This window comes from Pseudomonas sivasensis (assembly GCF_013778505.1).
In the GTDB taxonomy this organism is placed as follows: domain Bacteria; phylum Pseudomonadota; class Gammaproteobacteria; order Pseudomonadales; family Pseudomonadaceae; genus Aquipseudomonas; species Aquipseudomonas sivasensis.
Genome location: NZ_JAAOWU010000009.1, coordinates 72828 through 92224, shown reverse-complemented (window position 1 = coordinate 92224; position 19397 = coordinate 72828). Strand labels below are relative to the sequence as shown.

The window sequence follows — 19397 nt, the reverse complement described above, 5'->3', positions numbered from 1 at the left end:
AGGCTTTTCCAGTCTCATGTTCAAGCCCTAATCCGCAGTGAGGAATAGCATGAAGCGCATCTGGCGTATGGCAGGTGTTGGTTTGCTGGTGGTCACCGTCGGCACGCAAGTGATGGCTGAAGAGCAACGCCCTGAAGCGGGCGGTCAGCATGAAAGAGGGGCGGAGCGTGGTCGGCAGGGTAACGAACAGCCGCGCCCGCAAAATAACCAGCCGCGCCCGCAGCCTCAGAACAATCAACCACGGCCCGAAAACAATCAGCCGCGTCCACAGAACCCGCATTTTGATCGCGCCGAGCAACAACAGCACGGTGGCGGACAGGGACAAGGTCGCCCGCAAGGTGCCGAACAGCCTCGGCCAGCACCGCAGCCTGCGAATAACCTGCCGATCCAGAGCCGCCCCGATACCGTGCGCCAGACCCAGGAGCCACGCCAGGGTTACTACCGTGACATCCCGCGTCGTAACGACGGCAACCAGCATTGGGAGGCCGGTGGTCCCGGTTCACGTCCGGGCAACAACGGCGGCGGTTACAACAACGGCCATCCCGGCGATAACCGTTGGCCAGGCCGTCCCGATGGGCATGGCAACGGCTGGGGCCCTGGCCCGCAATATCGTCCCGGTTATATCGTCGACCGCTTCCCCGACCGCAATTACCGCGTGCCGTACCGTGGCCAGGATTACTTCTTCTCCGGCGGCTACTGGTACCGCCCTCAAGGCCCGCGCTATGTAGTCGTGGCGCCGCCGTATGGCATTCGGGTGCATTACTTGCCGGACTATGCGCGCGAAGTCTGGGTCGGTGGCTCGCTGTTGTTCCTCGCCGCTGGCGCTTACTACGCCTACGAACAAAGCACCCAGCAATACGTGGTGGTGCAACCGCCGGCGCAAGTGCCGGCGCCGCAGCCAGCACCGCAAGGCAATGGCTATGACGTGGTGGCCTATCCCGCCAACGGGCAGTCACCGGCGCAAGTCCAGCAGGACGGTTACGACTGTTATCGCTGGGCGGTGCAACAAAGCGGCTTCGACCCGCAGGCGGCCACCTACGCCCCTGACCCAGCGGTGGTGCAAACCTACCGCCAGGTCCAGGGCAACTGCCTGAGCAGTCGCGGGTATCAGGTGCAGTACTAGGCCTTGGCGCCCGTAACCACTTCTCGTGGGTCGGCGTGCACCAGCACTTCGGCACGCGGGTAGGCGGCGTGAATGGCATCGGCGGCCTGGTCGCTGATGCCGTGGGCCACTGACAGCGTCAACTCCCCTGGCAGCTCCAGGTGCAACTGCACAAACCAATGGTTGCCAGAGATGCGCGTGCGCAAGTCATGGGCACCCAGCACCCCCGGCACGCCGCGCGCCAGTTCCAGCATGTGCTGGCTGACGTCCGGCGGCAGTTCCTCGTCCATCAACACCGCAAAGCTTTCCTTGGCGATCTGGATCGCGCTCCACAAAATGTAGGCGGCGATGCCCAGGCCGAACCAAGCGTCGAACTGATGAAAACCCATGCCCGCCAGCACCAGCGCCACGAGGATGCTGCCGTTGAGCAGCAAGTCCGAGCGATAGTGCAACGAGTCCGCCCGCACGGCATTGGAGCCGGTTTCGCGCACAACTCGGTGTTGCAGCATCAGCAGTGCCACGGTCAGCGCCAGGGAAAACACGATCACCCCAATGCTCAGCCACGGCGCGCCGACGGGTTCCGGATGCTGCAAACGCTCGTAGGCCTGCAAGGCGATCAGCACCGCACTGCCACCGATAAACAACGCCTGGGCCATGCCCGCCAGCGACTCCGCCTTGCCGTGGCCGTAACGGTGATCGTCATCGGCTGGGCGCAGGGCGTAATGGACCGCCAGCAGGTTCAGCAGCGAGGTCACGCCATCGAGCAGTGAGTCAGTCAACCCGGCGAGCATGCTCACCGAGCCGCTGAGCCACCAGGCGATGGCCTTTGTGACGATCAGCGCACAGGCCACGCCCACCGAGGCGCGGGTGGCCAGGCGTAACAGCCGGGCGTGTTCGGGACTGCTGGTCATAAACGTTCCTTAGGCGGCGGGTTGCAGGCCCAGGGACGCAAGTTGTTGCACGCTGCCCTTGAACTGGATCATGCGTGGGTCGTCGAGCGGCAGGGTGCGGCCGGTTTCTTTCTGGATGATGCTTTGCAGCTTGGCGTTGTCGACCTTGCCGTCGGCGCCGATAGCTTCCTGGAGTTTTTCCGGGGCGACCTGGGCCGTCTTGCCGGGTTCGAAATAGATCGCGCCCGTGGCGAAGTCGACGCCGAACGCGATCAAGCCAGGGATCACGTAGAACAACAGGCCAACGGCATCGAGTACGGCAATGGCCGGGTCGATCTTGCCGTCGATCTGGCCACGACGGTCCGGGTAGAAAATCGAACCGCAGGCCGTCAGTTGGCTCAGCAGGGTGACGGCGAGGACACCGCCGATGACACGGGAAGCGATACGCATGAAGACTCTCCTGAACACGGTTGATAGGGGACTATATAGCACTGCCATTGAGACCATCGTCGGCATCCGGCAGTTCGCCGTTATACTCGCCGCTCTGCTTTGGAGCCAGTATGAATTCGTTGCCGATCGATGATGTTTTACCCGCCCTGCGTGACGCCTTGGCGAATCGCCATGAAGCCGTGCTGGAAGCGCCACCCGGCGCCGGTAAAACCACCCGTGTGCCCTTGGCCCTATTGAATGAACCCTGGCTGGCCGGGCAGACCATCCTGATGCTCGAACCCCGGCGTTTGGCCGCTCGCGCCGCCGCCGAACGTCTGGCCAGCGAGCTGGGCGAAAAGGTCGGTGAAACCGTCGGCTACCGCATCCGCCTCGACAGCAAAGTCGGCCCCAACACCCGCATCGAAGTCGTCACCGAAGGCATCCTCACGCGCCGCTTGCAGGACGACCCGGCGCTGGACGGCGTGGGCTTGCTGATCTTTGACGAGTTTCACGTTTTGCTGAATGCACAGAAACCATCACTTTCTTGTCAAAAACTCTCAAACAACGCCGTCTCAGTCTGAGGGCTTAATCTCCTCGCTTGATCCCCCGTCGTATACTGCCTCCCTGATTTGGGAGCCTCGATGATTTCACTACCTATTGACCTCGTATTGCCAGACCTACGAGAGGCCCTGGCCAACCGCCACGAAGTAATCCTTGAAGCTCCTCCTGGTGCGGGCAAGACCACTCGAGTGCCCCTAGCACTACTGAGTGAACCTTGGCTTGGTGATCAGAAGATCCTGATGCTCGAGCCTCGTCGATTGGCTGCTCGGGCCGCCGCTGAACGTTTGGCGAGTGAGCTTGGTGAGAAGGTTGGTGAGACTGTCGGATACCGCATTCGCCTTGAAAGCAAGGTAGGCCCTCGCACCCAGATTGAAGTGGTGACCGAAGGCATCTTGGCTCGCCGACTTCAAGATGACCCCGCGCTTGATGGAGTGGGCGTGGTTATCTTCGATGAGTACCACCTTAGAAACCTCGACTCCGACCTTGCGCTGGCCTTGTGCGTGAGTGCTCGGGAGCTTCTGCGTGATGAGCCGCCACTGAAGTTGCTTCTGATGTCCGCAACGCTGGACGGTGCTCGTCTTTCAAAGGTGCTGAATGATGCGCCTGTGGTCACCAGTGAGGGCCGGATGTATCCGGTCGTACCGGTTTGGGGCAGTCCATATCAGCCGGGCGAGCGTATGGATGCGCGAGTCACTGACACCTGTTTGGCTGCCATCAACGAACAGTCGGGAAGCGTTTTGGTTTTCCTTCCTGGGCAGGCAGAGATTCGGCGGGTGGCTGAGGCGCTCAAGGAGCAGTTGAGTGGTCGTCCAGAGGTAATCGTATGTCCTCTGTACGGCGACCTCGACTTAAATGCTCAGCGTGCTGCGATAGACCCGGCACCCAAAGGCTCCCGGAAGATCGTACTGGCCACGAACATCGCGGAGACTAGCTTGACCATCGAAGGTGTCAGAGTGGTGGTGGATAGTGGTCTCGAGCGAGTGCCGAAGTTCGATCCTCGCAGTGGAATGACCCGGCTCGACACACAGCGTATTTCGAAGGCCAGTGCTACTCAGCGTGCAGGGCGGGCAGGGCGATTGGAACCAGGTATCTGCTATCGCCTTTGGTCTGAGTCGCAGCACGAGCAAATGGCTGGCTACAGTACCCCTGAAATTTTGCTGGCTGATCTTGCAGCCTTGGCACTCCAGTTGGCGCGGTGGGGAATGAAGCCAGAGGAGATGGCCTGGCTCGACCAACCTCCATCAGCTCCCTTCGGCCAAGGTAGAGACCTGCTGAAGCGCCTGGGCGCACTCGACGATGGTGGACAGCTCACACCACACGGATCAGCCATGAGCGAGCTCCCAGCGCATCCACGGATCGCTCACATGCTCATTAAAGGCAACGCGATGGGGCTGGATGACCTTGCTTGCAACATCGCGGCGCTGCTGGGTGAGAAGGATATTTTGCGCGGTGCAGGTGCCGATCTTCACGCCAGATTGAGTGCATTATCCGGCGAGCAACATTCACGTCGAGACGGTGGCTCCTTTCAGCGCGTGAAGCAGTCTGCTCGGCAGTATCGATCCCTGCTACGAGGGAGTGTCGTTCACCCTGTCAGCGAACCCGATCACCCAAGATGGGTAGGGTGTCTACTGGCATTCGCCTACCCTGACCGAATCGGTCTCCAGAGGCGTGCAAGTGCATCCGAGTACCGTCTCTCCAACGGTCGGGCTGCCGTGTTCTCAGAGCCTGATGCTCTCACCAAGCACGAGTGGCTGGTGGTAGCCGATCTGGGTAGCCGGCAAGGCCAGCGTGAGGAGCGGATCTACCTGGCGAGTGACCTCGATCCGGCCCTTTTCGATGACGAGCTAGATGACCTCGTGAGGTCTGTCGATGAGGTCGATTGGGATGAAAGGGAAGGGGTGCTTAAGGCTGAGCGGCAGTTGAAGGTTGGGCATCTCATCCTGTCGACGACACCCCTGCCGAATCTTGATGAGCAAACCCGTTCGTTGGCCTTGGTCAACCTGGTGAGGCGTAAGGGCCTCGAGCTCCTGCCTTGGAACCCTGAGCTGCGCCAATGGCAGGCGCGGGTCGATCTGCTGCGTCAGCTGGATATCCACAATGGCCAAGCAGAAAGCAAGTGGCCTGACCTCAGCGATGCCAATCTTCTGGCCACATTGGAAGAGTGGCTCACACCGTACTTGGGCAAAGTCGCGAGGCTCAGCCACTTCAGTCATCTGGATCTGGCTTCGATTGTCAGAAGTCTTCTGCCTTGGCCGCTTCCACAGGAACTGGAGACTCAGGCACCTCAGACCATCCAGGTGCCTTCCGGCTCCAATATTCGTATCGACTACTCGCAGCATCCACCAGTCCTCGCAGTGCGCCTGCAGGAGCTTTTTGGCCTAGCAGAAACCCCACGCATTGCCCTTGGTAAGCAATCGCTGGTTTTGCATCTCCTGTCGCCGGCCCGCAGGCCGGTGCAAGTTACCCAAGATCTCGCAAATTTCTGGCGCAGCACCTACGTGGAAGTAAAGAAGGATCTTAAGGGCCGATATCCAAAGCATTATTGGCCCGAAGACCCATTGGTGGCTGAGCCAACCGCGCGAGCCAAGCCCAGAAAATCCTGATGAGGGATGAGAATGTTGCTGGCGGCATTGTGAGGCTGCCTTCGGCAGTCATTGAACCGTGATCCGCGAACCAAAACCCGCATGCTTCTCTTGTTTCGCATGTGTCAAATAAGACGCTAACAGGGTGATAAATGTGTTGGTGAGGTATTAAGCCTCATCAATGAATTTTTGAATCTCGCCGTCCCCGTACTTTCGGTCATCCCAATCGATATGCATATTCCAGTCTTCCATGAAAGTTCTCAGCTCATTCAGGGCTGCCTCTAAGGTTTCTTCCATTTTCTTGCATTCGGGTGCCCCGACCTTATAACTGGCGGAAAGAGTTTTGGCTTGTAATAAGTCATTGTAGGCCCCCCACCTACTGTTCATAATATCAATTAAGCTGGGTGGGTCTGAGTAATCGTCCATCTCTTCGATTGCTGATTTGACTTCGTCGATCTTAATCTGGACTTTAGACAAATGTTCCTCTATTGCCGACATGGTGCTTTCTTCGGCTGCCGCCTTAATTCGCTTGCCGCTTGATTCGGTGAAGTGCTCATTAACTAAATCAAAATCAATCCGGACTGAGTCTTTCTCAGTTATGTGGTAGCGGGATTTTTTCTTTATTTGATGCAAGTGAATAGTCTGCTTTTTTAGCGAGACCAATGCAACAAATACCGGTATGTCCATGTCGCGCCAGTAGTCGAGCTGATTTTTCGAAACGTACCAGTAAGGCTGAGGCTCCTCATCTGCAGAAGTTTTCACTTGGAAGGCGACAAATCGCCCGGTGCTATTTCGATTCTCGTCCAGTATTTCGACTTGTGCATCAATGCCAATGTCGATATCGAAGAGCCGACAAGGCCAACCGAGAACATACGAAATCTTGTAGGCAAAAAAATATTCTCCAGCATCGCCTGTTGCAATCTTGGATGGGTATTTCATGTTTTGTCGAGTTGCCTTTAGATAAGGTTTACCGAAAATTAAGCTTCCTTGGCAGTCCGAGTTCTTCCGGAGCCTCTCCATGCATGAATGCCAAGAGGTAAAGCACCTGACCCACTGGCTGTGGTTTCTGCTGCGGTTCGGAGGCGTCCTTCTGCACTATCTGTCTGGTCGCGTAGCGTAACGTTACGCCCAGAGCACTGAGCCGGTCTAGGAGCTCCTGCAACTGATCAAAAACCTCAAGGCGGGCGGTGCTTGAGTAGTGCTCGGCGCAGTCGCGATAGTCGCGTAGGTAATCAGTCAGCTCCGCGAATGCTAGTGCTTGATCACATGAGGGTTCGAAGGCGGGCTCGATGTAATCGCCGACGGTCTCAGCTGCAAGCCTAGCCAAACACCTTCCCGACGCGGGCTTGAGAGCCCTACGTACCACATAATCATTCTCAAACTGCTCGCGTGCAGCTTTCATTTGTTCATCGGTAGGGATGGCCATCGGTTTACTGAAAGCGTCGATGTCTCGGAATTCAAATGCACTGGCGATGGAGCGTAGGGTGTTGATACTCGTGCCCGAACCGGCTTCGATTCTTTGGATGGTGCGGGTTGTCGTCTGGGCGAGCTCCGCCAACGTCTCTTGAGACCATTGGCGAAGTTCTCTCAGATACCTGATTACCCGCCCCAGTTCGGCTTTGCTCAGAGTGCGTGTTTCAGTGGTGTCAAAGGTGCTCATATCGTGTCTCCTGCTACTAGGCTGATGTGATGAACCGAGTATGAACAGGCGCGGATCGCGGTGACACGACATGTACCCGACAGGCCTCTTTATGTCCTCTTCACTTTTGCCCGCCAGTCCTTGGTATAGAGCAGCTTGTCGCGATGCAATTGTAATACCTTATTGTTTTGCAGGATCTGCTGAGTCGCGAGGCTGAACTTTTTCGCTTCATCAAAAGCTAGGAAAATTTGCTTTTGTTTAAATGAGGCGAGAATTCGAATGATATGCTCAGTGGCGGCAATTTCGATGTTTTTGTAGATCATCGAATCATGGATGACAAATGGCAGACGCGTGAGCGAAAGCATTGACAAATCAAATCCAACCAAGCCTGCATACGATTTTCCTGTTCCAGTATCCAATGGCGAAGTAAAGCTGTAAGAGTTTGCATTCTTAATGCGAAGCTGTGACGGGTTGCGCTCAGGCCCATAAACAGTATTGTTAAATTTCTCAAGCTTCTGGTTAATGGTGCCTTCAATCTCAAGAAATATTTTGTCGTAGATAGCGTCTAGTCGAGTTTTGGAAGCGGCCTCGCTATCATCAATGGAAACCTTCTGCTCGAAGAATTTATTCTCTTCCCTAGCCTTGTCGGTAACCTCTTTAAGTTCAAAGACTTTCGTGAATAGATCTGTGGGGGTGCCTTTGGCTTTAAGGGTGAGTTTTATTTGTTGATCCAAGTCGGTGATAAGTCCGGTAATCTCAGATTCATTTGCGACCAAAAGCTCAAGTTCGCTTTTAAGTTCTTTGCTGACTAGCTTGCCAATTTTTGCGTGGAATTGCTCTACCTGTTCGAGTCTTTCTAGGTTGGCTTCTGGGAAAAATTCAGCAACGAGAGCTATGTTTGCAGCGAGGCGAGGTGTTACGCCAGATATGTCCCTCTGAAGCTTTTCTCTTCTAGCTGAAATCAGATTTCTCTGATTTATCATTTCGTTTTTGGTTTGTTGGATGGCCCTTAATTTTTCGTCGAACAGGGCTTCGTATGCGGTGATAGCTCCAGCGAAATTATCCTTGATATCACTAATAGCTTGCGCATTAGTTTTAATTAGCTGGTTGTTGGATTTGTATTTGGTCATCGTGATCCGTGGAATGATTTCCGCAGTCATCGACTTTCTCATCAGATCTTTTTTATCTTTCAAGGTCTGAAGTACAGCCCGCTCCACGGAAACATCACCGGTGCGTTCAAAGAGATCGAGCAGCCTGGCCACCCCGGCGCTGAGCCTTTCTTTTGAAGCTCCCGCCAATGGGTGATCTGGATCGGCTTCGCCCTTGTTCCATATCCGAGCAAATGGGCCAACAATGGATCGAAAGGTGCTCTCTAGCTCAGATAGGTCGTAGAGGCTTTTTAGCTTTTCTCTATACGCTTCTAGTGATATTTCGTCTTGTTTAACATGGTTGGAGTCGCAGACATCAACAACGTCTGGCTGCTCAGTAGACCTAGTTACGAATAGGGGGGCGCCACCGAAGTCAAATGTGATTTCGTATGAATGGTTCCCCAGCACCTTAATAACTCCGGCGTCGTCTACCAATAGGCTATTACCGCCCATTGCGAAGTCGATCACCAAGAGAGCTGAGGATTTGCCAATGGAGTTCTTGGCTTCGTCATCACCAAGGACAATATTTAGTCCAGCATGGAATTCAATAGGGGTTTGATTGAATAGGCTGCACTTCACTTGTTTAAGCATATTCAATCACTCCAGTTTCATCTTGAATATCTAAATAACCTAGAAAAAAAAGAACATCCATCGCAGCAAGAAATTCAGAAGTGTCTAAGAATTTATCGCGAGTCTTCGCGAGGGCTTGGGCTACTGTTTCGCCAGGCTCCTTCTCTGCTAGGATTACGTGCATCTTGAAAATCGTAGATTCCTCCAGCTTCGTAAACTTACTAGGCACTAACATCGAAAACCTCGCAGTTTTGAACAAAGAATGAAGTTATGATCTTCGAAACATCCAGCGATTTGCCGCTTTTGGCGCTAATCCATTGAGCGATATAATTGAAAATTACATCCTTGTTGTCAGGGTGCTCTCTATGCATCGCCCAAAAATAGGTATTTACTTGGTTGAGCAGCATCTTGACTGATGCTTGATCCCTTTGCTCAAGCAGCCGCAGTTCATCCCGAATTGTCACGAAATAGCCAACCACGTCGTTTCGTATGTTGCGTTTCAGGATGTTGGTAGCGCCTTTCTTTAGTTTCTCTTTTAAGGTGTAGGCATTAAGTTCTAAGTCAAAAGCGACGAGGCTTTCGTCGTCTAGATCAGCGAATGACTCAATCAGTTCTTTTATCTCAATCCTGAGGCTGTGTTCAGAAATCGACTTTCTTGCCTCGGTATCTCGGATGAAGCCATCCTTAATTTCCCGTAACCGATCATACTCTTCAATCTTAAAGTCCTTGTCATACTTCCGGTGACAAGAAGGACACAAGCAGATCACGTTGCCGAGACCGTTTATGTCGATAGGAATCGTGTGATTTATCAGTGCCAGAGTTTGAGCGGCAGTTGGATTCAGAGGGTAGATGTGAGCGATTTCATAAAACTTTCTAGGGTTTTTGGAACCTGGCTTCTTATCTATGATTACACGAGCGCAAAGCGGACAGATACCACCTGTTTCCGCATAAAGCATGCTGTGCTCTTCAGGATGGTAAGTTGTCCTTACATTCGCCATATAAAACCTAAGTTGTCTGCATGCCACTCAGGGCTGAGCAGTGCCCCGGTTGGCTGATGGAAGAGTAATGAAGAGGCGCAGGTATAGGTTCCAAGCGGCAAAACAAGAACGCCTGACCTACGGGTGATTGTGAGGGCAGCAAGACGCTGTCAGCCAACGGTGCGGCTGTGCCTAGTGATAAAGACATCCTGCTTTCGCAGGTTGCCTGTTTAAAATTCCACATTCCCTGTGCCTGATTTCCACTTGTCTCGCGCAACATACCATTTTGCCATCATCGCCGGTATAGCTAAGCCCCGCCTTTTGAGGAAGGGGCAACCAATGGCGGTGTGAGCATCATTGAAGCTGTGAGGTATGATCGCCAGAGCTTGCCTCCCTCAAATCAGGCTAGGAATGATGCTGAAGTTTTTAAAATGCGTCTTTAACGTCCTCTATCCCGACCGCCGTCCCGATTGGGAGCAGAAGCGCGAGCGTGAGTTCATCCTGGCAGCGAACGGATTAAAGACTCTTTCGGTCACCGACCGGGGTGGCATGTCTATCGACCCCGAAGAGCTCCGCGACCAGATAGTCGCCTCGCGTGAGCAGTTGAAGCATCTTGTCCACAGGCCAGAAGCGCCTAACCGATCATTCAGAGCAGCGGAAGATGCCCAAGTGGAAACGTTAGTGAGTTCCACCGTAGAGGCTCCGGTGAGCACCATGGACTGTATCGAGGTAGTGGCTTGGCGTCGGTTGCTGAGTGGCGCTGTAGTGCGGTACGTGTGCCTCCAATCTACGAGTACGGGGCGATTCGCTGTCGCGACTGCAAACCTGTTCTCAGAGGGCTCGCATAGTCTTCCATCTTGGATCGAAGCCAACACAGCCAGGCACGTCGCCCATGCTATACAGAACGATCATCTCCGCTGGTTGGCTACCGTGAGTGAGGCGATGGATGCATGGGATGCGGAGCTCTGATTGTCCTCGCTTGACCATTGATTTCACGGTCATCGATGCGGGGTGGGGGGGGGCGCATCAAGTGCTGTTCGGTTGTCACTCATAGTGCAGCTCTCCGAACAAACCGATCATGAGATCTCCTTCCAGGATTTCGAACGGAAGGGTGACATATTGATCTCGATGACGAGGTAGAGCTTTTCCGTCATGTGGCGCGTTCTTAGTGTGGCCTTGTACCCGCTCGCCATTTTCCTTGATATATGGAAGCACTACGATCCGACCATGATTTTTGGACAAAATAGTGCCTTCATGCCATAGCGTCGAACCTTCTTCGTTATTGGACTCGCCCCCGGTGTTCTTGATGACCCACCTCGGCTGCCCATCATCCTCGAACCAGAACACGAAGCCTCCACAGACCAGCACCCTCTGGCCGCGCATCCTGGCTTCGGCAAGCATTTGTTTGACGCTGGCCAGTTGAAGTAGCTGGTTAGCTCTTGGAAGCAGCAGAGCACGAATCTGTGCCTTGGTTCTTCCCCAGTGATCAGCTGCCGAAAGACCAAAACCCTTGGCAGTAAATTCTCTAAGGCATATCTGTGAGCGCTTCGGGGTTAGAGCGCCGATCTCTTCCCATTCCATGTCTCCGGTACGACGAAGACAAGCGTTAAACCTTGGGATTGCAACCACTTGCAAATACGGGGCACGTATAAGCTGTTCGTGTAGCGGCTCCCGCAAACTGTCCATCTTACTGGGCAGATTTAAATCTCGGATGGCTGGGCGGGGCAGATGAGCATTACGTTTGATCGCCTCGCGCTCCATTAGCTCCTCTTCGTCCTGAATGCGGCGAGCCGCAGTCAAAGCCTTGTCGACCTTTAGGGTGACTGAGGCTTGGAGCACGGGATCAAGCACCGCTATGCCTATGCGCTCGGCGATGGTCTGGTTGAACGCATCTGCCGCAATCATGGCTTCTGCAAAGGTGCTAAATGAGGAACCACGTGCATGCCCCTGGCCGTTATCGTAGAAATAGCGTTTCCAGGCGAGCAGGGAGTCAGGGAAGAGCTTCAGGGCTCGCAGTTGCCATGACCAGCCGATTCCAAATTGACGGAATGGGAGTACGGCTAGAGTAGGCATCGAGTGGTACGGCATCTGATCGAGGCGCATGGTTCTTCCTTGCAGATAGGCATTGGTCGCGCCGATAGATGCGCCCCGGTGGGATACCCTGTTTCCAACGATAGCGTATATACCCAATGGATAGCACATCGCCAGGATGATTCAACCTACTAGGGAGTCTGATACGAAACTTCTGACGCCCCGTGACGATGTTAAGTATCAATGGGCATCACTCAACGCTTGTGCCACATGCCCCAAAACCTAATCAGATGAGGCCGTAGCATGGCGCAGGAGCTTTGCCTGCTACCAAGACATGTCCGTCATGAGCTTTTTTCACATCCACCGATGGTGTCTTTGTGGTCTTGGTAGCTACTCTTGCATTTCACCACCACGTGCTGGGCTGGAACATGGACGCGCGCTACCACTATCCCCCTGATGTCTTTAACCTGCTGGTCGACACCATCCCGCTACTTTGCAAAAGTAAGGCTGATGTGCTGCTTTTTTTACGGGGAGCAGGAGTGCCTCAAGATGATCTCGCGCTGATGGACGTCACGGTTAAAACAAACCGTGATTCAGTCAGTACATTTGCCATAGTTCGCGACGTCCTTGAAAAGCTGAATAAGCGAGGGGATGGGGGCTTGGCGGCTAGGCGCGAAATCATCAAACGAGTGGTGGAGTTCGAGGAGTTTTCAGGATGCTGGCCCAACAATGTTCACAAGGCTAAAGCTAACGTGGGAGACCTGGCGCGCATCGTCAATGTTAAAGACTCGTTTACCCGAATGAACCAGCAACGAGAGGCCGCTCAAGCCGAGGTTGCCGCCAAGGCACGAGCCGAGCGTCAAGCGGCTGCAGCGAGGGATCGTAAAGTTGAAGACGTGCGTGATCGGCTGAGTGCTCTCTTTGGTATGGATAGAGAACCTCAAAAGCGCGGCAAGCTCTTGGAAGGAGTTTTGAACGACCTGTTCAGGGCACACGGAATCCTTTTACGAGAAGACTTCAAGCGACTTGATCAATCTGGAGGCGCCGTCGTTGAGCAAATAGATGGAGTCATCGAGTTTGAAGGACACATTTACCTTGTAGAGATGAAATGGCTCAAGGATCCAGTAGGAGTGAATGATCTCGCGGCGCACATGGTTAGACTGTTTGCGAGAGCTGACGCTCGAGGAATCTTCATCTCGAACTCAGATTTTGCCTCTACCACTATTGCCGAGTGCGTCACTCACTCAACCCAGAAAACGATGGTGCTTTGCACGCTAAGGGAAATCGTGGTGCTGCTCATGAACAAAAGCGACTTGGTCAGTCTCCTGCGAAGCAAGGTACGTGCTGCAGTGATTGATAAGAAGCCCTACCTCGAAAGCCTATAAGAAGGCGATGTGATTAGCCCGGCTAATTCTGGAGGTGACGTATGAGATGGTTTTCCAATGGCATTAATCGCCGACTCCTGTTGCGGCAGGACGTTGGGAGCGACGTGCAGAATCGATCCTAGTTTCATCCCAAGGCATTTGCACATAGGTAGCCTGTCGTAATTCGCGATCAGGCCCCACCGCCGTCGCCACTGGTCTCAGGACAAGATGAAAACCACAGATAGTCATGGGCCATCACTGTGGATAGGATGAGTTCTCGGACGAATGAGGGAATATGAAATATGAGCTCTGAATTGATGACCACCGCAGTGTGCTGGGAGGTGGGCGCCAACGTGTCGGCAGAGTACGCAAAAGACAACTCCACTTTCTATTATTTTTGTCCTGAGCAGAACTGCTTGGAAAAGGTCGTCCCAGCGCAAAGGAACAACAAATTTTTTAGGGCACCAAACAGGCATATCACGGGATGTAAGAATGAAAAGGAATCCATCGAGAACTCCAATGTACAGGGAGAGCAAAAAAAAGTTGCAATGGCAGTAGCACCCACGATCATCCCAAGCCACTTAGGCGCAGTTCCTACTACGAAAAAAAAGGCCATGCCTACGCGAGCACAAATGCTTGCGCTTGCTCAACAAGTTCAGAGCTCTCCAGCAATCCACCCTGGCACGCTACAGGAAGTTGTCGATGCTTGGAGAATTTTGAGCATGAACGAACGAGTCGAGCATCAGCTTTATATAGAAAATGAGCCGCTCAATTACTTTGATGCATTCGTTCCGTTGAGTCACGCTGGGGAGGATGTCAACTCAGTAAACTGGAGCAATACCATTGTTTTTGGAACTGCATCGGTTAACTTATTTAACGGCTCGTTCTATATCAAAACGTTCAGCAAATTTGCCAATGGTGCTAACAGAGCACAAATCCGGGTTAGGGTAAGGTCGAGCGAACCCTATTTTAACCTCCTGGTAGATGGCCAAAAAGTGACGCTATTCCTGCGCACATCCATGCCGACCATAGACGCCAGAAATAAATTTTTCGAAATCCAACCCTCAACGTTATATAGCGGCTTTGCTATTGGCTAGTAACACCGTGATGAGGGAATCATTCGCGCCAAAGGCCCCAAGTCGGCGGATTTTCGACTATATCAATCGACGTGCTGAGCTCGTACTGCATGTGTTCAAAAACTCTGTCGAGACTTGGATGAGCTTTCGACTCTCGCAGGACATTCACTAACGTCAATAGCTCCCGCCCTTGAGCCACCGGCATTTGGATATCGCAATACACGGTGTCATCGCTGTCTCGTTCCACGTCTTTTCTCCGTCTGCATCAATCCAGCTTGGGCTTACTGCTGGCAGCTCTGTGTGCCTCGAGGTGCTGCATCTCTGATTCCCAACAAGCCAGGAATTTATACCAGTCCGCAGCGTAAGGCCCATCTAACAATCTGGTCGACCCGATACTCGCCTGACTGAAGCGTTCCCTCCAGGGCTGGGGGATAGTCTGCTCCAAAATGATGTCGATTCCGGAGTGGTGATACTGCACGGTGACACAATCCCGAAGCTGGTTGAGCTCAAGTGCCTTGTCAGCATGAGGGGAGTCTTTTCGCTCTTGAAGTTCAAGGTCATCAAGAATGGATAAGGGATCGAACGCCTTCGAATCGCCTGGAGATATGTTCGCAAGCATCCACAAAGCTTTTCGTCTCTTGGCCTCCAGTTCGCGGAGTTCATCGTCGGGCATTTGAGTTACCTCTTGTTGGCGTTGATGGCGTGCCGCCTGCGGCGTCAGGCTGCTGTGAATCGAGCCCCGCCAAGGCGTGTCTCGTCCCTGCGGGCTCGCATCCCTCACGCCTGCGCGCTCCGCTTGCTTGGTGTCTGAGCCTATGGGAAGCATAGATCGCAACGCATCCTACCTTCATGATTCGGAGCTCGGCATCGCTATTCGAAGCGTTCTGTTATCGTTCTAAAAGTAATTTAGTCGCTCTTATTCATCAGCCTTCTGGGGAGCCGGGAATGGACACAACTCGACGCGTACTAGGCAGAGCCTACCAAACGGTTCGCGATCCTGAGCGTCTGCTCATTGAAGAGCGCGCCGAAGCTCTATCTGCTGCAGGCTACCCGCTGCCAGATGATGATCCGGCTATGTACGCTGAGCAGAGGCTCAAAGAGGCCAAGGAGGCTCGTTCAGCGCAAGTTGTTGGCGTTCCCGAACAAGCTTCAACTCAGAAAGATTTGCGAGGTACGTGAGAAGTGATCTTCGGTCGAAGTAGCCTGAAAATACGCTTTAACTAGAATGTAAACATTCCTGATTCTGCACACCGGGAGGCCGAAATGGACTTGCTAAAGCCCTTGTACGAACAGGACAGGCTTCATCCACACTTTCGCACCATATCTGACGGACGACCCGGCAGGCTTTACCAGCGAGAGGAGCTGCAACGCTGGCTTGATGGATTTCCAGACAGGGATAACAAATTCGTACGTGAGTTTCAGACCACGTTTAACTCAAGCTTTTGGGAAATCTATCTTCACGCAGTGTTCCGCGAGTATGGCTTTGCTTTCGACTGGACTTATCCAGCCCCTGATTTCCTAGTTTCGTCAGCAGACATTACGTTTACGGTGGAAGCAACCACTGCCAACCATTCCATTGACGCTACCCCGGAGTGGGGTAGGCCCATGACAGCGGAGTTCTTTGAAGACGTTGATTTCAATGAGCTCAATCGGGTCGCGATAATCAGGTTGGCCAACGCGTTCATGAGCAAATCACAAAAATTCCAAGATAAGTATCAGCATCATCCGCATGTCCAAGGACGCCCATTTGTCTTAGCAGTAGCACCGTTCGAACAGCCGGGTTTCAACCTCCAGGCCTACCGGGCTATCGAAGCCCTGCTATTCGATTACTACGTAGATGAAGCGGAATACCTGGCTAATCCGGAGCGCTTTCCTAACGGATTAGAGGGGAAATCTTTGGGAAGCGTACAGAAAGATAACGGTGCTGAAATCGAACTGGGGTTTTTCGATTGCTTGCGCTTCAGCCACATTAGCGCCGTGATATTCAGTAATCTGGCCACTTGGGGAAAAGTAGATGCCATGTGCGGAAATCCGGATGCGGTCATATCGTCTGTCTGGTCGCTACCGAATGGCGAGATGAAGCGCACTGTGTCCAGAGGCAACGAAGCCTCAGAAGGGATCACCGATGGGCTGCGTATCTATCACAACCCTTTTGCTACAACGCCGTTGCCGCTTGAAGTATTTCGACGAGAAGGTGTGATGCAGATGTGGGCTGATCCTTACGCTCGATCACTCATAAGTGAACAAGCCGAGAACTGCTTACAGTCCAGGACGGCTATGACTTTCTTCGTAAAGGATGATGATCCCTCTTGCGAGGGCTTATCTGAGAAAATTTAGCAGTGCGCTCTGGCCAATCCGGCTAGGCAGCAATTCGCCTGTGGATTGCTTGATATCCTCAACGAATACCGATGCAGACCTTACTCGACCAATCGAAGTCGTGACGGATATGTCAAAAAGCCGTGCAATGGGCTCAACCGCCTACCAAGCGAGCGATCAACCATTTTTTTTGTGTTGGGGCAAACTACGGAAGATGCGCTTGATACCCTAGGTCGTCCCAGAACACATATGCTCAGATGATTTCAGGGAGAAGGAAAATGGCAAGTGAATACTCGCTATCAGATGTGCTGGAAAGGATGTACCAAAATCAGCTCGCCCTTGAGGCTGCTCTCATGGAGCTAACCCTCCAGGTGGAAGCCCAAGGACATGCGGAAGTTGGCGACAACGTTCGTGGCACGCTTTACACAATTGGTGAGAACGCTGGCCATATCAAACAGGGGCTGGCCCGGCTCAAAAAACTCCCATGACCCAGCCGCTTTTCGATTTTGATCTCAAACGCGTTTCCCGCACGCATTACATCACTGGCAAGGCTGCGATCAACTTTCCGCACCCTGGAAGCATCACTGGCGGATGGCATTTCCTGTCCTACTTCGACCGCGATTCGGGCGTAGCGAAAGTGTCCTTGGCAGGTATTCATTATCCAGATACGACCGATTTCTTTGGAGGCGCTGGAGTCATCGACGTAACCGACAAGCTTGCGATGCGAGGCTGGTCAGAAGACGGCAAAAGGCTGTTCATGGCGGATCACTACAGAGCTGCAGCTGACATGGTGATGAAATGGGTGCTAAGTGATTCTAAGCACTGCAACGTCGAGGTCGCTGATTGGTTTCCCTCTTCCGAAACGAAGCAGCGGCTTTTTGAGATCCTAAATTCGGGAAGGCCCAAACTTTTAGATCCCGACAAGCTGCAAAAAATGGAAGCTTGGCTAAGCTCGCAGTAGTCCGAAGGACAGATCTGCATGGCAGCCGGCGTATTGCGTTTTAAGCGGGAGCAATGGATATGCGCAAAAAGTCCCAGTCGTGGTTTATCCCGCTCCTGATTCTTTTTGCCGTCCTGTGGGCAATGGGGAAAAAAGACACGCCTCAAACCCCGGTAGAGCCGAGCGCTCTGAGCACGCTAGTATCAACCACGCCGACGTCTCCATCCCCACCCACGCCGACCTCCGCAACTGAGCAGTTCGTGAGCGCTGATAACCTCAATGTCCGGGATCAACCAGGCGGAAAGGTCATCTCAAAACTGAAGCGCGGGGAGAAGGTTCAAGTTTTTGAGACCCGAAAGGATTGGGCGCGCATCAGCATTGATGGTCAACCTTCAAAGTGGCTTTCGTCCAAAAGCCTGTGTAGCGGCTCAGACTGCTACGTCGTTTTGAGGCTAAGACCAGCGATTCAGCCGAAATAGCCTGCTCGTCAACAGGCCCCAGCTTACGGTTCATCCTGCCCTTGTTCCTCTGGGAACGTGTGTATCGGGCCTCGCGGTGGTCGATATTGCATTACCTCTGGCGGTAACAAACGATACGGTGTCTGATCTGCTGTTCACCATTGAGACAATCTGCAACGATCACACCTAGTTACAGTCCAAAAGGACACATATGCCAGCGTTCAGAGGATGCACTGATGAAGGTGTTCATAAGCTCCGTAGTAAGAGGTTTCGAGCAGTTCAGAGCCGCCGCCAAAGACGCGGTGGAGACACTGGACATGAAGCCGGTCATGAGCGAGCACTTCGGAGCGCGAACCTATTCCTCGGAGCACGCCTGCCTGACAGAGGTCGATCAGTGCGACGTTTATATCCTGATTCTTGGCGCTAACTACGGCTATGAACCTCAGCCAGGTCTCTCGGTTACGCAGCAAGAATTCCACCAGGCAGTGAGCAAGCGTAAACCGATTCTGGTCTTCATCCAGCAGACTGACTTTGACGCGAAGCAGGCCGTGTTCGTCAACGAGGTGTCTGACTACAAACAAGGTTTTTTCAGAGCCTCATTCTCAGACCCCCAAGAGCTGTTGAAAGCTATTGTCCAGGGCCTGAGTAGAATGGAGAAATCCAAAAGCGCAATTTCTGAGAAAGCCTTTCACGAGCGCATTACAGAGGCATCAAGCTCTCGCTCCTACGGCGGTCACTCCTATGCGCCACAGCTTGAGTTCGCATTTCTGCCACAGCCCGTTGAGCAGCACGCTGTGCACGGAGCGGCCCTACGCCGTGATGAGATTTTCCATAGCTTCCATAACCTGGGCTTGGCGAAGTTCAAGCAAGGTTACGAAGACTGGGATGACAAGTTGTTCACAGGACTGAAGTCCGGAGATACGTCTTGGCGCGTTTTTGACGACGGGCTCGTCCTTTTGGAAACTGACGCAAGTGTGCCAGTCGAGGGGCGTACGGCTGGTCTCTATTTCGTGTCTCCGACCAACCTATCAAAGCTAATTATGTCCTGCTTCGAGGTGTCCGGATTCAACAGCGGATGGTATCGCATTACCTTGAAGAATTTAGACATGGCGAAGATAGAGGAGCCGCCAGCGACTGCCCCCAGCAGCTATTCGATGCCTATGCGCCGTGAAAAGATCGTTAGTGAGTCACGACTTTTCATCCCTGCCACACGGCCCATCGTGGAGCAATGGATACAGGAAAGCATCGTAAGAATGGCCAGAAGTTTGGCTTATTGATCAGTGACACCCGTGCCTCTGTCATTTTGAGCCAAGG

At 53.3% G+C, this 19397-nt stretch carries 21 protein-coding genes and 2 pseudogenes; 13 read left to right on the top strand and 10 right to left on the bottom strand.

Features of this window, described 5'->3' with window-relative positions; translation table 11 throughout:
- Positions 1 to 49 precede the first annotated feature (49 nt).
- The gene (locus G9Q84_RS16555) at positions 50 to 1123 is read left to right on the top strand and encodes a DUF6515 family protein (protein ID WP_181643737.1); all 1074 of its coding nucleotides are present in this window, start codon (positions 50 to 52) and stop codon (positions 1121 to 1123) included.
- Here G9Q84_RS16555 and G9Q84_RS16550 read toward each other — a convergent pair.
- Both G9Q84_RS16550 and G9Q84_RS16545 read right to left on the bottom strand, forming a co-directional pair.
- Positions 1120 to 2013 carry a cation diffusion facilitator family transporter gene (locus tag G9Q84_RS16550; protein ID WP_032884620.1) on the bottom strand — a complete coding sequence of 298 codons (894 nt, stop codon included), beginning with the start codon at positions 2011 to 2013 and terminating at the stop codon, positions 1120 to 1122. The genes G9Q84_RS16555 and G9Q84_RS16550 overlap by 4 nt on opposite strands.
- Positions 2014 to 2022: 9 nt before the next feature.
- Positions 2023 to 2442 carry a hypothetical protein gene (locus tag G9Q84_RS16545; protein ID WP_032884621.1) on the bottom strand — a complete coding sequence of 140 codons (420 nt, stop codon included), beginning with the start codon at positions 2440 to 2442 and terminating at the stop codon, positions 2023 to 2025.
- A gap of 110 nt (positions 2443 to 2552) precedes the next feature.
- On the opposite strand from G9Q84_RS16545, the pseudogene G9Q84_RS16540 reads away from it, so the two are divergent.
- Together G9Q84_RS16540 and hrpB are read left to right on the top strand one after the other, a co-directional pair.
- A pseudogene (locus G9Q84_RS16540) lies at positions 2553 to 2933 on the top strand (DEAD/DEAH box helicase); the annotation flags it as partial.
- A gap of 129 nt (positions 2934 to 3062) precedes the next feature.
- Complete coding sequence (gene hrpB / locus G9Q84_RS16535; protein WP_145162405.1) at positions 3063 to 5585, top strand: ATP-dependent helicase HrpB; 2523 nt, start codon at positions 3063 to 3065, stop codon at positions 5583 to 5585.
- Between the two features lie 147 nt (positions 5586 to 5732).
- Here the strand turns inward: hrpB and G9Q84_RS16530 are convergent, their stop codons facing one another.
- The 5 genes from G9Q84_RS16530 to G9Q84_RS16510 form a co-directional block, all read right to left on the bottom strand.
- Complete coding sequence (locus tag G9Q84_RS16530; RefSeq protein ID WP_008374671.1) at positions 5733 to 6503, bottom strand: DUF4365 domain-containing protein; 771 nt, start codon at positions 6501 to 6503, stop codon at positions 5733 to 5735.
- 28 nt (positions 6504 to 6531) lie between these two features.
- A complete protein-coding gene (locus tag G9Q84_RS16525; RefSeq protein WP_145162402.1) occupies positions 6532 to 7224 on the bottom strand; it encodes a helix-turn-helix domain-containing protein in 693 nt (230 codons plus the stop codon).
- Between the two features lie 89 nt (positions 7225 to 7313).
- Positions 7314 to 8942, bottom strand: coding sequence for a DUF2326 domain-containing protein (locus G9Q84_RS16520; protein WP_145162399.1), 1629 nt, complete (start codon positions 8940 to 8942; stop codon positions 7314 to 7316).
- Entirely contained in the window at positions 8935 to 9105 is a 171-nt protein-coding gene (locus tag G9Q84_RS16515) for an ABC-three component system middle component 7 (RefSeq protein ID WP_242461450.1), read from the bottom strand. The genes G9Q84_RS16520 and G9Q84_RS16515 overlap by 8 nt, the downstream gene beginning before the upstream one ends.
- 37 nt (positions 9106 to 9142) lie before the next feature.
- Positions 9143 to 9877: an ABC-three component system protein gene (locus G9Q84_RS16510; protein ID WP_145162393.1), complete on the bottom strand. Its 735-nt coding sequence runs from the start codon at positions 9875 to 9877 to the stop codon at positions 9143 to 9145.
- A gap of 435 nt (positions 9878 to 10312) precedes the next feature.
- Here G9Q84_RS16510 and G9Q84_RS29845 point away from each other — a divergent pair, with 435 nt between their 5' ends.
- The gene (locus G9Q84_RS29845; protein WP_242461449.1) at positions 10313 to 10867 is read left to right on the top strand and encodes a hypothetical protein; all 555 of its coding nucleotides are present in this window, start codon (positions 10313 to 10315) and stop codon (positions 10865 to 10867) included.
- A 75-nt stretch (positions 10868 to 10942) separates the two neighbouring features.
- Here G9Q84_RS29845 and G9Q84_RS16505 read toward each other — a convergent pair whose 3' ends face one another.
- On the bottom strand, positions 10943 to 12001 hold the full coding sequence (locus tag G9Q84_RS16505; protein ID WP_181643736.1) for a hypothetical protein: 1059 nt from the start codon (positions 11999 to 12001) through the stop codon (positions 10943 to 10945).
- 356 nt (positions 12002 to 12357) lie between these two features.
- Between G9Q84_RS16505 and G9Q84_RS16500 the strand changes: the two genes are divergently transcribed.
- Both G9Q84_RS16500 and G9Q84_RS16495 read left to right on the top strand, forming a co-directional pair.
- Complete coding sequence (locus tag G9Q84_RS16500; RefSeq protein WP_181643735.1) at positions 12358 to 13314, top strand: restriction endonuclease; 957 nt, start codon at positions 12358 to 12360, stop codon at positions 13312 to 13314.
- A 281-nt stretch (positions 13315 to 13595) separates the two neighbouring features.
- A complete protein-coding gene (locus G9Q84_RS16495; RefSeq protein WP_145162381.1) occupies positions 13596 to 14390 on the top strand; it encodes a hypothetical protein in 795 nt (264 codons plus the stop codon).
- 19 nt (positions 14391 to 14409) lie between these two features.
- Here the strand turns inward: G9Q84_RS16495 and G9Q84_RS29625 are convergent, their stop codons facing one another.
- Together G9Q84_RS29625 and G9Q84_RS16490 are read right to left on the bottom strand one after the other, a co-directional pair.
- On the bottom strand, positions 14410 to 14616 hold the full coding sequence (locus tag G9Q84_RS29625; RefSeq protein ID WP_032861746.1) for a hypothetical protein: 207 nt from the start codon (positions 14614 to 14616) through the stop codon (positions 14410 to 14412).
- 18 nt (positions 14617 to 14634) lie between these two features.
- Entirely contained in the window at positions 14635 to 15042 is a 408-nt protein-coding gene (locus G9Q84_RS16490) for a hypothetical protein (protein ID WP_032861954.1), read from the bottom strand.
- 272 nt (positions 15043 to 15314) lie between these two features.
- On the opposite strand from G9Q84_RS16490, the gene G9Q84_RS16485 reads away from it, so the two are divergent.
- The 7 genes and pseudogenes from G9Q84_RS16485 to G9Q84_RS16460 all read left to right on the top strand — a co-directional run bounded on the left by G9Q84_RS16485 (position 15315) and on the right by G9Q84_RS16460 (position 19360).
- Positions 15315 to 15548 carry a hypothetical protein gene (locus tag G9Q84_RS16485; protein WP_242461448.1) on the top strand — a complete coding sequence of 78 codons (234 nt, stop codon included), beginning with the start codon at positions 15315 to 15317 and terminating at the stop codon, positions 15546 to 15548.
- Between the two features lie 84 nt (positions 15549 to 15632).
- Entirely contained in the window at positions 15633 to 16706 is a 1074-nt protein-coding gene (locus tag G9Q84_RS16480) for a hypothetical protein (RefSeq protein ID WP_032861748.1), read from the top strand.
- Between the two features lie 34 nt (positions 16707 to 16740).
- Positions 16741 to 16917, top strand: a pseudogene (locus tag G9Q84_RS29355) (NAD-dependent dehydratase); the annotation flags it as partial.
- A gap of 46 nt (positions 16918 to 16963) precedes the next feature.
- Entirely contained in the window at positions 16964 to 17173 is a 210-nt protein-coding gene (locus tag G9Q84_RS16475) for a hypothetical protein (RefSeq protein WP_177068473.1), read from the top strand.
- Positions 17170 to 17646, top strand: a complete 477-nt coding sequence (locus tag G9Q84_RS16470; protein ID WP_145162372.1) for a hypothetical protein — start codon at positions 17170 to 17172, stop codon at positions 17644 to 17646. Before G9Q84_RS16475 ends, G9Q84_RS16470 begins: the two co-directional genes overlap by 4 nt.
- Positions 17647 to 17699: 53 nt before the next feature.
- Positions 17700 to 18104, top strand: a complete 405-nt coding sequence (locus G9Q84_RS16465; protein WP_338104102.1) for an SH3 domain-containing protein — start codon at positions 17700 to 17702, stop codon at positions 18102 to 18104.
- A gap of 215 nt (positions 18105 to 18319) precedes the next feature.
- On the top strand, positions 18320 to 19360 hold the full coding sequence (locus G9Q84_RS16460; RefSeq protein WP_032861751.1) for a DUF4062 domain-containing protein: 1041 nt from the start codon (positions 18320 to 18322) through the stop codon (positions 19358 to 19360).
- The last annotated feature ends 37 nt before the right edge of the window (positions 19361 to 19397 follow it).